Origin of the sequence: Collinsella sp. LCP19S3_D5 (genome assembly GCF_052121415.1) — a bacterium.
GTDB lineage: Bacteria > Actinomycetota > Coriobacteriia > Coriobacteriales > Coriobacteriaceae > Collinsella.
Window position 1 is genome coordinate 65,151 of the sequence record NZ_JBQKEH010000007.1, and the last position, 13,348, is coordinate 78,498.

At 61.3% G+C, this 13,348-nt stretch carries 13 protein-coding genes; 7 read left to right on the top strand and 6 right to left on the bottom strand.

Annotated elements, in window-relative coordinates:
• Nucleotides 1–122 precede the first annotated feature (122 nt).
• From ACTQXO_RS04440 to ACTQXO_RS04450, 3 genes are all read right to left on the bottom strand, one after another.
• The gene (locus tag ACTQXO_RS04440; RefSeq protein ID WP_427728002.1) at nt 123–758 is read right to left on the bottom strand and encodes a histidine phosphatase family protein; all 636 of its coding nucleotides are present in this window, start codon (nt 756–758) and stop codon (nt 123–125) included.
• A gap of 17 nt (nt 759–775) precedes the next feature.
• On the bottom strand, nt 776–1,318 hold the full coding sequence (locus ACTQXO_RS04445; protein WP_441545483.1) for a histidine phosphatase family protein: 543 nt from the start codon (nt 1,316–1,318) through the stop codon (nt 776–778).
• Nucleotides 1,319–1,397: 79 nt separating this feature from the next.
• Nucleotides 1,398–2,069, bottom strand: coding sequence for a nitroreductase family protein (locus ACTQXO_RS04450; RefSeq protein WP_441545484.1), 672 nt, complete (start codon nt 2,067–2,069; stop codon nt 1,398–1,400).
• Nucleotides 2,070–2,304: 235 nt separating this feature from the next.
• On the opposite strand from ACTQXO_RS04450, the gene ACTQXO_RS04455 reads away from it, so the two are divergent.
• A complete protein-coding gene (locus tag ACTQXO_RS04455; RefSeq protein ID WP_441545485.1) occupies nt 2,305–2,907 on the top strand; it encodes an HdeD family acid-resistance protein in 603 nt (200 codons plus the stop codon).
• A complete protein-coding gene (locus ACTQXO_RS04460) occupies nt 2,908–3,390 on the top strand; it encodes a YaiI/YqxD family protein (protein WP_154515742.1) in 483 nt (160 codons plus the stop codon).
• A 132-nt stretch (nt 3,391–3,522) separates the two neighbouring features.
• Here ACTQXO_RS04460 and ACTQXO_RS04465 read toward each other — a convergent pair whose 3' ends face one another.
• Complete coding sequence (locus tag ACTQXO_RS04465; RefSeq protein WP_441056283.1) at nt 3,523–4,605, bottom strand: putative manganese transporter; 1,083 nt, start codon at nt 4,603–4,605, stop codon at nt 3,523–3,525.
• Between the two features lie 171 nt (nt 4,606–4,776).
• Here ACTQXO_RS04465 and ACTQXO_RS04470 point away from each other — a divergent pair, with 171 nt between their 5' ends.
• The 5 genes from ACTQXO_RS04470 to ACTQXO_RS04490 all read left to right on the top strand — a co-directional run bounded on the left by ACTQXO_RS04470 (nt 4,777) and on the right by ACTQXO_RS04490 (nt 10,490).
• Nucleotides 4,777–5,745, top strand: a complete 969-nt coding sequence (locus ACTQXO_RS04470) for a 3'-5' exonuclease (RefSeq protein WP_427719557.1) — start codon at nt 4,777–4,779, stop codon at nt 5,743–5,745.
• 439 nt (nt 5,746–6,184) lie between these two features.
• A complete protein-coding gene (locus ACTQXO_RS04475; protein WP_441537781.1) occupies nt 6,185–7,375 on the top strand; it encodes a hypothetical protein in 1,191 nt (396 codons plus the stop codon).
• A 411-nt stretch (nt 7,376–7,786) separates the two neighbouring features.
• Nucleotides 7,787–8,155, top strand: coding sequence for an ArsR/SmtB family transcription factor (locus ACTQXO_RS04480; protein WP_117794534.1), 369 nt, complete (start codon nt 7,787–7,789; stop codon nt 8,153–8,155).
• A 63-nt stretch (nt 8,156–8,218) separates the two neighbouring features.
• Nucleotides 8,219–8,437, top strand: coding sequence for a cation transporter (locus ACTQXO_RS04485; protein WP_195363207.1), 219 nt, complete (start codon nt 8,219–8,221; stop codon nt 8,435–8,437).
• Nucleotides 8,438–8,537: 100 nt separating this feature from the next.
• Nucleotides 8,538–10,490, top strand: a complete 1,953-nt coding sequence (locus ACTQXO_RS04490) for a heavy metal translocating P-type ATPase (RefSeq protein ID WP_441545486.1) — start codon at nt 8,538–8,540, stop codon at nt 10,488–10,490.
• A gap of 98 nt (nt 10,491–10,588) precedes the next feature.
• On the opposite strand, the gene ACTQXO_RS04495 is transcribed toward ACTQXO_RS04490, so the two are convergent.
• Together ACTQXO_RS04495 and ACTQXO_RS04500 are read right to left on the bottom strand one after the other, a co-directional pair.
• The gene (locus ACTQXO_RS04495; protein WP_441063030.1) at nt 10,589–11,359 is read right to left on the bottom strand and encodes a Cof-type HAD-IIB family hydrolase; all 771 of its coding nucleotides are present in this window, start codon (nt 11,357–11,359) and stop codon (nt 10,589–10,591) included.
• 6 nt (nt 11,360–11,365) lie between these two features.
• Nucleotides 11,366–13,225 (bottom strand): ABC-F family ATP-binding cassette domain-containing protein, encoded by a 1,860-nt coding sequence (locus ACTQXO_RS04500; protein ID WP_441545487.1) that lies wholly within the window; start codon nt 13,223–13,225, stop codon nt 11,366–11,368.
• Nucleotides 13,226–13,348 lie beyond the last annotated feature (123 nt).

Sequence of the window (13,348 nt, forward strand, 5' to 3'; positions counted from 1 at the left end):
CCTAAACGCCCAGCACAAAGACTCGGCAGCTCAACAAGCAAGGGGCGGGGATACATGCGCATGCATCCCCGCCCCCTTCGCATCGAGCAATTATGTCGGCGATCCGAATCGCCGCGCCCGCGCTACCCACGCCGCGGGCCCGCCGCCGCCACGAGCGGCTCTAGCCCCAGCTCACGCGCGTAATCCTCCTGCGTAAAGACTTCGACCAGTTCAAACGTATCGGTTGCATCGTCAAACGCAAAATGCAGAACCGAGCAGTTGCCCGGCACGCGCTCGCGCTCGTCGGCCGCCGCGCCCCTAGAGTGGTCCAAAAACTCCTTGATGGCCGAGGCATGGCTCACCGCGAGCACGCACGAATGGTCCGGGCGTCGCATAAGATCGGTCAACGTCGTCACCATGCGCTCGCGTACCTGCATCTGGCCCTCACCGCCAAACTGACGATAAAATTCACGCCACGGACGCTCGGGCATCAGCATCACGCGCTCGGCCTCAAAGTCGCCAAAGAACCACTCGCGCAGACCATCCAGACGCTCGTAGGCAAGGCCCGGCCACAGGCTGGCGATAGTCTGCTCGGTGCGGTGCAGCGTCGAGGTGTAGGCGTGATCGGGCTCAACGCCACGCGCACGCAAGAACATACCGGCACGCGCCGCCTGCTCGCAGCCCAACTGCGTGAGCGGCGAATCGCTCCATCCCTGAATAATGCGTTTAAGGTTGAATATCGTCTGTCCATGACGGACCAGATACAGATCTTTGTTCATAGGGGTCCTTTCGTTCGTTACCAATCAAGGAGCGAAAACGCCCCGTCGCAATAGCCAAAATGAAGCACGGCACCGTTGTCGGGCTGCTCTCCCCCGCCGGTCACGCATCTAAGAAACTCCTGGCAGGCAGAGCCATGAGAGACCGCAAGCACACGATCGTGCTGCGGTCGGGCCATAATACGGGACAGCGCCGCGACCATGCGCGCCCGAAGCTCGCCTTCCGACTCGCCACCAAAGGCCACCGGATAATCGCCCCAGGGCTGCAGCGGCATATCGCGATTTGATGTGCCCTCCAGCGTGCCCAGGCACCACTCGCGCAAATCATCGACCGGCTCTATGGGAAGATCCTCGCCAACGATCAGCTCGGCCGTGTGGCGCGCCCGACCCAACGGAGACGTATACGCGTGGTCAAAGGAGATGCCGCGCGCCTCAAACGCCGCGCGCGTCGCCAGTGCCTGCTCGCGCCCGCGCTCCGTGAGCGGCGAGTCTTGCCAGCCCTGCAAAATGTTCTGCACGTTAAGCTCGGTCTGCCCATGCCGAACCAAATACAGATCGGACACACGCCCTCCCCTCGCACCACCACAAAGGGTCAGGCACCTTTGTGGTGGTTTGCCGCCGGATCGCGCCGCAACGACGCGACTACACCAGCACGTCGGCAAGCGGACGCTTGGGCACGTGATGCACCTGCGCCTCGTCGCGCCAGTAATTAATAGAACCGTCGGGGTTGGAATCGATCGCGTCGATAACCTGGGTCTCGGCCGGCACGCCAAAAGCCATGATCAGCTTGAGCTCGTACTTGTCGTTATCGAGCCCCATCACATCGATCGCGCGGGGCGTAAAGGCCTTGAACATGCAAGCCGCCACCTCGGGCGTTGCGCTGCGCGCGGCGAGCATCATCGTCTGAGCCGCGATGCCCGTGTCGACCTCGGTGATAGGCGCGGCGGGTTTGCCGGGAACGGTGCGCTCGGCAAGAATTGCAATGTAGCCGGTCGGACGCTCGCCCTCGACAGGACCCGGCCAGTCCTTGAGCGCCCCGGCCCATGCGAGCTCGTCAAACACGCGAGCGCAGTCCTCGGCACCGCTCACCACATGAAAACGCAAGCGCTGAGCATTGGCGCCACAGGGGACCAGGTGCGCCAGCTCTGCCAGCTCGAGCAAAAACTCGCGCGGCACGCGCATGGACTCGTCAAAACGGCGGCATGTGCGGGCGCGGCGAACCAGCGCATCAAACGCATCCAGGCCAAGCTTTTCGCAACCCTGCTTTGCCATCGACTCAGCGCTCGAAGGCGCCGCGGGAACAGCTTCGTTCATAGGGACCCCCAATAAAAGCCAATTGTTCTTAGGAAAATCTAACCTAAAACGCAGGCAATAACGAACAGAGCTGCAATGTTCTACACCTGTTGAATAGAAAATCGCGACGTGGGGAACAACGGAAACAAATCGGGGCCTTTGGGTTACGTTTCGCCCTCCCCGACCCATACGCCAGCTCCTTTAGGCGATACTGGTTGTAACGATCGCGGCTTACGTCGCACAGAAAGGAGGCCTCATGGGCATCTTTAAGAATGACGACCAGCAATCGAGTCTGTTTGGATTTGACGAGAAAAGCATGGCAGGCAAGGCTATTAAAGCCGTGCGCTGGATCTACACCGCCACGGGTGTCATCGCGCTCATCGCCGGCATCGCGCTGCTGTTTGCACCCGCTAAGACCCTCGTCTTTTTGACGACCGTACTGGGCTTCTACTTTGTGATCACGGCTGGCGTCAGACTGTTCACCGCCATTTTTGAGCCGCTGCTGCCCGCCGGCTGGCGCGTCACGAGCATCCTCGCCAACCTGCTCATCATCTTGGGCGGCGTGGTGATCCTGCGCAACCAGGCGCTTTCGACCGCGACGCTCAGCACGCTTGTGGTGGTCGTGGCCGGCTTTGGCTGGATTGTCGAGGGCATCATGTCGATTCTGGAGTCCGAGCTTTCTTCCAACCGCGCCCTCGCCATCCTGAGCGGCGCGCTCTCCATCATCGCCGGCGTGTTCGTGTTCATCTATCCGCTGTGGTCGGCAAAGATGCTCGTCATCTTTACCGGCGCTGCGCTCCTGGTGTTTGGCGTGACGCTGGTTATTCGCGCTATCCACTTTGGCAAGCTGGTGCACTAGATGCCGCGAACGCTGTTTATTGATGCCGACGCCTGCCCGGTCACGCGTGAGTCAATCGACTGCGCGCGACGGGCGGGTGTTGCCGTGGTTGTCGCCGGCAACAGCACGCAAAACCTGGAGCGGCACATTCGCCGTGACGACCCGCGCGATGCCGAGCACGCGCGACGTGGCTTTTGGGTCACAACGCTCGACGTGAGCGTAGGCGCCGATAGCGCCGACTTTGCCATTATCGAGCGTCTGCAGGCGGGCGACGTGGTCGTGACGCAGGACATTGGCCTGGCCAGCATGGTGCTCGGTCGCGATGCCGCCGCTATCGGCGTGCGCGGGCGCGTGTACGACAAAGCCACCATCGATATGCAGCTGTTTATTCGTCACGAGGAAAAGAAGGTGCGCCGCGCCGGCGGTCGCACCCGTGGACCGGCAGCCTTCACCAGCGAAGACCGCGCCCGCTTTAAGCGCAACCTCACCGACCTGCTGCGCTAACCAAGGTAGATTTTTGGGACATACCTAAAAATCTACCTTTTTGTTTTGGCGATTGGCGCGCATCCAACGCCGGTCATGGCGGTAGATGTTTGAGGCATGCCCCAGTTTTTACGGGATACCTCAAACATCTACTTAGAGGCCAAAGGCGGAAAGGATAAGGCCCCAGCCGGCGCCGATGACGTACATCATGACCAGGAACACGGCGTTTTCGCGGGCGCTGCGGTTGGTGCGGAACAGTACCAGGTAACCCACGCCGGCAGAAATGAGCGTGCCGGCGAGCATCGGTGCCAGCTGCAGCGCGCCTTCCAGATACAGCTGCGTAATGACCACGCTCGCCGAGCAGTTGGGAATGAGGCCGACAAGCGCCGAACCCAGGACAGCGAGCGTCTCGTTGCCGCGCAGGAACTGCTCGATCGCGGACTCGCCGAAGGTCTCGAGCACGGCGACCAGAATCAGCGTCACCAGGAAAATGAATACCGAAACCTGCACGGTGTGCGAAATAGCGCTGCGGATAATCGACAGGACGGGCGCGCCTTTGTGTGAGTGGGAGTGACCGTGGTGGTGTTCGTGCTCGCCCTCGTGTCCGTGGTCGTGGCCATGTCCGTGGTCGCGGTCGGCCTCGTCTTCATCACAACCGCAATGGTCGCGCTCGCACAGCTCATGGATGTGGTCGGCGCTCACGCCCGCCTCGGCCACCTCGTCGATGATGTCACCGCCGCTGTGATCGTCATGCGCGCAGTTAACGTGCGCCGGATTGGCAGCGGTTCCCAACACGGTACGGCGGATCGCCGCATGAGCACGGGCGTTGCGACGCAGACCGCGAATGGCGGCATCTACGATAAAGCCCGTGACCAGCGCGATCAGCGCCTTCGAAGCCAAAAGCATCGCCATAGTCTGCACGGGAACCTGCTCGGCAAGCAGCAGTGGCAGCATCTCGTCGGAGGTCGAGAGAAACACCGCCACCAGCGTGCCCAACGTCACGACGCGACCGGCGTACAGCGTTGCCGCCATCGCCGAAAAGCCACACTGCGGCACCATGCCCAGCAACGAGCCAACCACGGGGCCAGCGGCGCCGGCACGCTTGATGGCGCCGTTGACGCGATCGCCTGCCACATGCTCCAGCGTCTCGAGGGCCAGATATGTCACCAACAAGAACGGCACCAGCGAGAGCGTGTCCTTGCCGGCGTCGAGCAAAATATCAATCAGCAAATCCATGACGGATGGAACCTTTCGTGTCTTTCGGCAGCATTGTAAAAGTCCTAGCGGTCAACTAGGGTATTGTAGTTGTCCTAGGCGTGATGCCAATAGTTGCCTGTGGTAAACTATCATCTCGCCACATCTCAATGACCCCGAGCCGCACGACGCGGCCCGTCCAAGGAGCAGTATATGAACGTTTCGCAAGCACTCGAATACGAGCGCCAGCCGTTTATCCCCATGTTCATCTATGGCGATCACGCCGCCATGGAGTCCGAGCGTCAAAAAGGCGAAGAGGCCCTCAAGGTGCTCGAGACCGAGTACTTTACCGCCGAGGGCGACCCTGGCTTCGACTTTGCCACCGTGCGCGACCTGGCCGACCGCAACCGCGACCTATGCGACCAGATTGGCGAGGCGCGCCTGCGCAACGTGACGCCCGTGACGCTTTCGCGCGGCCTGTCCGACGCCGATACCTGCGCCGCCATCGGCAAGATGCAAAAGCGCACCGCCGCGTCCGTCATGCGCGAGATCCGCGGCGACCGCGATGCGCTCGGCGTGGCGTACGCCCGCAAGCCCATCCAGGGCACGGTGCTCGGCATCGACATCGAGACCACCGGCCGTGCACCCGAGCGCGGCTACATCATCAACGTGGGCTGGGAGATCATGGAGCTCACCAGCGACGCCGTCCCGCACGACGCCGAGGCACACTACTGCGGCCTGCCCGATATCTACCGCGGCGAAGATGTGCCGCTGTCGAATATCCACCACATCACCTGGGACGACATCGACGGCAAAACGCCCTTCCGCGAGAACAAGGAGCTGCAAAAGCAGCTGCTCAAGCTCATGAAGAAATACCCGTACATGGCGCACAACGCCGCCTTTGAGGACAGCTGGTTCAAGATCCATCTGGACGGCTATGCCGAGGCGCGCCGAGCCGGCAAGATTATCGTCATCGACTCGCGCCAGATCTGCCGCAGCCTGGACGCCGACGTGCGCTCGCTCCCCCGCGAGTCCGCACCCGCCGCACTCGAGAACTGGGCACGCCGTCGCGGCACCCTCGCGCCCGACGCCAACGAGCAGCACCTGGGCCTCGACGACACCGACCTCATGCTCCGGACGGTGCAGGCCGAGTTCAACCTCAAGAACCTGTTTGCCAAGTAGATTGCCAAGCAGAGGCGCCATTCGCGAGCAATACTTGCCGGACCATAGCGCCCCGCGCAAAAGCGACACGCCGAGGCGCCCCTCTCAAGCGGCGCAAAAACAGGCCGATGTCCAAGCGGATATCGGCCTGTTTTTCGCGCCGTACAACGCGGCCCTCCAGCCCCCGATGTCTAGCCGCCGCATAACCAAGAACTTCATCTGCGCATGTTCAAGCCAAATTGCACATTTTTGTTGACGCCGTCTTTGCATCAAAACGATGCTGACCAGCATCAGTTGTGGAGGTCTGCGTAGCCAGCGAGCTGCGACAATGCTCCAAATAGCATCTTTCTCCATCATTGACGTCAAGCGCTTGGACAGCTTTTGTTATGCCGCGCCATTTTGCCTTGGCGTTCATTGCGAACCCCGCCGCCTGGTCTGCCATGCTATCTGTATGAGTATCGTGCTTTCACATAACACGGCAAAAGCGGTCTACCAAGCCGCATACTCGGTATCCGCAATTGGCACCGAGCCCTGCAGCCCTGCCAAGATCTACGGGGCGCGCCCCAGCAAGGAGCTGCTCGACTCTGCCGCCGACTGGCTCGCCAGGCACAACGTCGCTCTGGATAACGATGCCCCGCTCGATACAACGGTGTTCGAGCGCGCAAACGTGCGCAGCATGACGGGCTGCAAGTGCCACGTATCATCCAAGCGATTCGCGGGCTCGCGCTTTATCAAGCTTGCCGACGACATCTATATTGTCGGCGTCGAACTCTGCGCGCTTCAGGCCGCAACCTATCTTCCCTTTCGAGAACTTGTGGAGTACTACTTCGAACTGTGTGGAGCCTATTCCCTTGGGCACGATGCCTCGACATCCTATACCGAGCGCTTCGCGCTCACCTCGACTTCGAGCCTTAAACATTTCTTTAACTCCCTCATCGACTGCAAGGGCCTCGAACTTGCCCGAAAAGCCATCCAATGCGTGCGGGACGGATGCCGATCGCCGATGGAAACGGCGTTTGTCATGATGCTCACGCTACCCAGGCGCGAGGGCGGTCTTGGCATTAGCGAGATCGAGACCGACTACGAAGTAAAGGTCACAGCTGCTGCAAAGAATCTCACGCGGCGCGAAAAGTTCTATATGGATGCATATCTCAAGCGGTCCCGAACCGACATCGAATACAACGGATTTCAGCACGATGCCGAAGAAGACCGCGCCATTGACGAAGAACGCAAGAACGCGCTGGCGTCCATGGGCTACGGAATCATTACCGTCAGTCGCTATTCCTTTATGCACGCCAGCGCCTTCACCAGGGTTATGGAGGCAATCCAGCGAAAGGAGGGCATTCGCCCATCGCGCCTGCCCAAAGATTTCGCAACCAAGCAAGAAGAGCTGCGACAATTTGTTCTCAGGAGATTTATCGAGGAAAAGAAGCGTATTGAGGAGCTCCTCCGTCAAGACGCAGCGCAGGGTAATGCACTTGAGCTCGAGCGCGCAGTGCTCGAGGGCATCTCGCTGGACGACCCGACGATCAACAATGTCCCGGCCATCGACGACATGCAAGTCATCGAGCTGGATTGCCCGGAGTTCGCCCAAACAAGCACCTCCACACCCGAAGGCAGGGTGTACGGGGCCAGAACAGAGGCGGACTGACAGGGTGGGTACCCCGGCGACGTGCAAAAACGGGAGTTTTCAGCAGAGCCGAGTATCCGAGGGCGGCCGAATTGCCCCATTTTGCACCGAAGCCGCTGTTTTCGATGTAAGTTAGGCAACAGCTGGGGAATATCTATTGCCATTTGCACTCCAGTAAAGCCCTGTGGCGGCAAACGACGCCGTATCATGCAATAAATAACCCCTCGTCGATGCTGAAAACTCCCCTTTTTGCACGTCGCTAGGGTACCCACGTTGGCATCGGCGGCCTTATCAGCACCAACCAATGCCCTTAGCCGCCTCTAGAGCCATCCGATAGCAAAAAATTTCGCAAATTATATTGACATATGAACATGCGCTCATATACTCGGAAGTAAGTTATATGAGCACATGTTCATATGAAAGGATATTGCAATGAGCGAACACGCCGATGAAATAAGGACCGACATCGACACCACCATCGTGCCCGACATCCCCACCACTTGCTCGCCCGAGGACCTTCCCGACGAGGAGCTGCTGTACGACCTTGCCGACTTGTTCAAGGTTTTCAGCGACACCACGCGTATCAAGATCCTCTACGCCCTCATGGGCCGCGAACTCTGCGTGGCCGACATCGCCGAGGCGACTGCGACCTCGCAGTCCGCGGTGTCGCACCAGCTGCGCACGCTCAAACAGTCGCACCTGGTTAAATTCCGGCGCGACGGGCGCAACATCCTCTACTCGCTCGCCGACGATCATGTCTACACCATGCTCAACCAAGGCATGAGCCACATCTGCGAATAGCGACCAACCACGGTACCAGCGCGGTCTGCACCCAAGCCGCAAATACAGGGAAAGGAACCCATCATGAAAAAGCAGTTCAAGCTCGACGAGATCGACTGCGCCAACTGCGCGCGTAAGCTTCAGGACGAACTCGCCAAGCTCGAGGGCGTCAAATCCGTTTCGGTCAACTTTATGACCCAGAAGCTGACGCTTGAGGCCGACGACGCTGAGTTCGACGAGGTCCTTGATCGCGTCGTGGAGTTCACCGCCGACGCTGAGCCGGACTGCGAGATCATTCTCTAGCCCAGGTTTACGCCAACCTGCAAGGCCGCGCTTGCCGCGGCCTTTGCTCGCGAAATTACATGAGCGAGTGTTCATACATTCAAATGGGAGGATACGAGTCATGGCCACCGCCGACCCCAAGAAGAAAAATAAGAAGCGCAAGAAAAAAGAGTCACTCGAGCATAAACGCAACCGCATCCTGGTAGCGCTGGGTATTTTTGTCGTGGTGTACGCCCTCGATGAGCTCGGCGCCCTCACCGCCGCATTCGGCACCCCAGGCAACATCTACGCCAGCTTTGTGCTGTTCCTCGTGCCGTTTTTGATTGCCGGCTACGACGTGCTCCAAAAGGCATTCAGTAACATCCGCCGCGGCAAGGCGTTCGACGAGAGCTTTCTCATGGCCGTCGCGACCATCGGCGCGTTTGCCACGGTGCTCTTCCCCGATACCGACCCGCACATGGCCGAAGGCGCCGCCGTTATGATGTTCTACCAGGTCGGCGAGCTGTTCCAAGCCTACGCCGTGGGCAAGAGCCGCAAATCGATCAGCGCCATGATGGACATCGCGCCCGATTACGCCAACGTTGAGCAGGCTGACGGCACGCTCGAGCAGGTCTTTCCCGATGACATCGCCGTCGGCACCGTCATTGTCATCAAGCCCGGCGAGCGCGTGCCCATCGACGGCGTTATCGTCGAGGGCGTAACCCAGCTCGACACCGCCGCCCTCACCGGCGAGTCAGTCCCCCGTACCGCCAAGACCGGCGACGATATCATCAGCGGCTGCATCAACATGACGGGTCTTATCCGCGTGCGCACCACCAAACCCTTTGGCGAGTCCACCGTCGCGCGCGTCCTGGAGCTCGTGGAGAATGCCAGCGAAAAGAAGGCGCGCACCGAAAACTTCATCACACGGTTCGCCCGCGTCTACACGCCCGCCGTCACCGGCGCGGCAGCGGTGCTCGCGCTCGGCGGCGGCCTGGTGACCGGTGCTTGGTCCGATTGGATCCTGCGCGGCCTGACCTTCCTCGTCGTCAGCTGCCCGTGCGCACTCGTAATTAGCGTGCCGCTGAGCTTCTTTGGCGGCATCGGCGGCGCGTCCAAGCTGGGAGTTCTCATCAAAGGCTCCAACTACCTCGAGGCGCTCGCCGATGTGGATACCGTCGTCTTCGACAAAACCGGCACGCTCACCAACGGCACGTTCTCGGTCGTCGCGGTGCACCCCGAGGGCGGCTATACCGAGCAATCGCTGCTTGAAGTCGCAGCCCTCGCCGAGTCGTTCTCCGACCACCCCATCGCGCAGTCGGTGCGCGCCGCCTTCCAGGGCGAACTCGACCCCAAGCGTGTATGCGACTCCGCCAACGACGCGGGCCATGGCGTGACGGCGAACATCGACGGCAAGCACGTCGTCGTCGGCAACGCCAAGATGCTCGCCGCGTCCGGCGTTGAAACACCGGACTGTGAGGTCGTCGGCACTATCCTCCATGTGCTGGTCGATGACGTCTATGCCGGTCACATCGTAATTGCCGACACCGTCAAAGCCGATGCCGAGCAAACGATTCGCGAGCTGCACGCCGCCGGCGTCAAGCGCACCGTCATGCTCACGGGAGACCGCGAGGAAGTGGCCACGTCCGTTGCCGAACAGTTGGGGCTCGACGAGTTCCACGCGCAGCTTCTGCCAGGTGACAAGGTCGAGCGCGTCGAGGCATTGCTGGCGACCGAATCGGGCAAGGGCAAGCTCGCCTTTGTGGGCGACGGTATCAACGATGCGCCCGTGCTCACCCGTGCCGATGTGGGCATTGCCATGGGCGCCATGGGCTCCGACGCCGCAATCGAGGCAGCGGACGTTGTGCTGATGGACGACAAGCCGTCCAACATTTCCCGTGCAATCCGCGTGGCTCGCAAGACCATGACGATTGTTTGGCAGAACATCATCTTTGCACTGGGCATTAAGTTGCTGATTCTGGTGCTCGCGGCGCTTGGCATCGCCAACATGTGGCTCGCCGTCTTTGGCGACGTGGGCGTGGCGATCATCGCCATCCTGAACGCCATGCGCGCGATGGGTGTCAAGAACCTGTAGCATGCGTGGCTGTCCGGCCGTGCGACGCGGCACACCACGCGCAAGGGGCGTCCCCAACTGCCGGCAGAAAAGGAACGTCCCCAAGTGCCGAGCCGCAGCTATAGCAGCCCAAAGTGCTTTGCGGCGTTGTAAATTCCGTCGTCGTCCACGGCGGTCGTCACGTAGCTCGCCGCAGCCTTTACCGTGTCTTGCGCGTTGCCCATGGCCACGCTCGTACCCACGGCGGCAAACATCGACAGGTCGTTCTCGCCGTCGCCAAAGGCAATCGCCTCGCTCGCGTCGATACCCAGGCGCTCCAGCGTCGCCGCCACGCCCAGGTCCTTGCCGCCGTTGGCCGGAATAATGTCGCAGAACAGGTCGCACCAGCGCGTGGTGAGCGAATGCGACACGGCATCGGTCACGATATGCTCGTCGGCCGGATCCACAAAGGCGCAAAACTGGTAAACCGGCGCATCGAAGGCGTGCTCAAACGGCTCCTCGTGGTAAACGATTCCCGCGTTGTTACCGGCCGTCACCACGCGCTCGGACAGGCGGTTCACAAACGAGTTCTCGCCCTGCATGCACAGTGAGTCATAGCGCCCCTCGGCCACCTGGTCCACAATCACCGCAACGTCCTCCGGATCAATCGGGCAGCTGCGGTAGACGCCCTCGGCATCAAAGCAGTGCTGGCCCGAAAGCGTAATGTACGCATCCCAACCAAGATCGAACAGCCAATCCGGCATCTGGTAGGTCGGGCGGCCCGTGGCGATCACGCACGCAATCCCCTGCTCGTGAAAGCTGTCGAGCACTTGCTGCGCCGACGCCGGAATCCGGTGCGTCTTAAAGCTCAGTAGCGTGCCGTCGATATCGAAAAACGCGGCTTTGATCATCCTCGTCTACTCCTCGCCCTCGAGCTTCTCGCTCGCCTCGAGCCACGCCATCTCCAGCTCGTCCATAGCGGCGTGAGCCTCGTCGATCTTTGCCTGCTGCTCGCCCAGCGCCGTGTAGTTGGTGGGATCGACCTGAGCCATCGCGGCCTCGGCCTCCTCCACGCGAGCGCGCTGCGTCTCTATCTTGCGCTCGAGCGAGCTCACCTCGCGGCGGAGCTTCTGGCGCTCGGCGTTGGAAAGGCCATTGGGCTGACCGCTCGCCTTGGGCTTTTCGGCCGCAGCTGCCGCGGCACCGGTGTCGAACGTGCCGGTCTTGGCGCTCGGTGCACCCACGGGCTCGCCCTCGGCGGTGGCATTGCACAGGCGCAGGTACTGGTCGACGCCGCCGGGCATGTGCGTCAGGTGGCCGTCGAGCAGCGCCCACTGCTGGTCGGTCACGCGCTCCATCAAAAAGCGGTCATGCGTTACCAGAATCAACGTGCCGGGCCAACCATCGAGCAGGTCCTCGACAATCGCCAGCATGTCGGTATCCAGGTCGTTGCCGGGCTCGTCCAGGATGAGCACATTGGGCTCGTCCAGGATCGTCAGCAGCAGCGACAGGCGACGGCGCTGTCCGCCCGAAAGATCGCCGATACGACTCCAGAGCTGCTGCGTCGTAAAGCCCAGACGCTCGCAGAGCTTCTCGGGCGAGGTCTCCTTGCCATCGATAACGTAGTACTTCTTGTAGTTGCTGAGCACCTCGCGGATCGTGTCGCCCATGTAGGGCTCGAGCTCCTCGAGCTGCTGCGACAGCACGCCAAAGCGCACCGTCTGGCCAATCTTCACGCGGCCGCGCAGGGGCGCGATCTTGCCCTGAATCACATCGAGCAGTGTGGACTTGCCGGCGCCGTTCTCGCCCAAAAGACCATAGCGGTCGCCCGCACCAATGAGCCAGGTCACATCGGTGAGCACTTGCTTGGACGCGCCGTCGGTATCGGCATAGCCGGCGTCCACGTCGACCACGTCGATAACCTGCTTGCCCAGGCGACTCACCGCCAGGCGCTTGAGCTCCAGCTCGTCGCGCACGGGCGGCACGTCGGCGATGAGCTCGCGAGCGGCCTCCACACGAAACTTGGGCTTGGTGGAGCGCGCCTGTGCGCCGCGGCTCAGCCACGCGAGCTCCTTGCGCGCCATGTTGCGACGGCGCTCCTCGGTAACGGCGGCCATGCGGTCGCGCTCTACGCGCTGTAGGATATATGCGGAGTAGCCGCCCTCGAAGGGGTCGACCTGGCCATCGTGGACCTCCCACATGCTGGTGCAGACCTCGTCCAAGAACCAACGGTCGTGCGTGACCACGAGCATGGCGCCCTGGCCGCGCTGCCAGCGGGCCTTTAAGTGGCGCGCGAGCCAGTTGATGGTGCGCATGTCCAGATGGTTGGTGGGCTCGTCGAGCATGAGCACATCGTAGTCGCCGATCAGCAGGCGCGCGAGGTCCACGCGGCGGCGCTGACCGCCCGAAAGCTCGCCCACCGTGCCCTCCCAGGGCACATCGCTAATAAGGCCGGCCAGGATCTGGCGCGTACGCGGGCTCGACGCCCATTCGTACTCGGGCGTGTCGCCGACGACGGCATGATGCACGGTGTCGGTATCGACCAGGTTGTCCTTTTGGCCGAGCAAACCAATCGTCGTGTCGCGTCGATGCGTCACGCGGCCGTCGTCGGGCTCCAGCGTACCGGCGAGCACACTCAGCAGCGTCGACTTGCCGTCGCCGTTTTTACCGACGATGCCGATGCGGTCACCCTCGTCCACGCCGAGCGTCACGCTATCGAAAATATGCTTGGTGGGAAACTCTAGGCTGACAGAATCGCATCCCAAAAGAATCGCCATATGCCCTGCTCCTTCGTAGAAATTCAACGTTGTCCATGATAGCAGCGAGCCCCACCCCAAAACCTACCAAAAAGGGACAGGTTTATTTTGGCAGGTTTTATCTGGGCAAACGTCAGAGCAGTC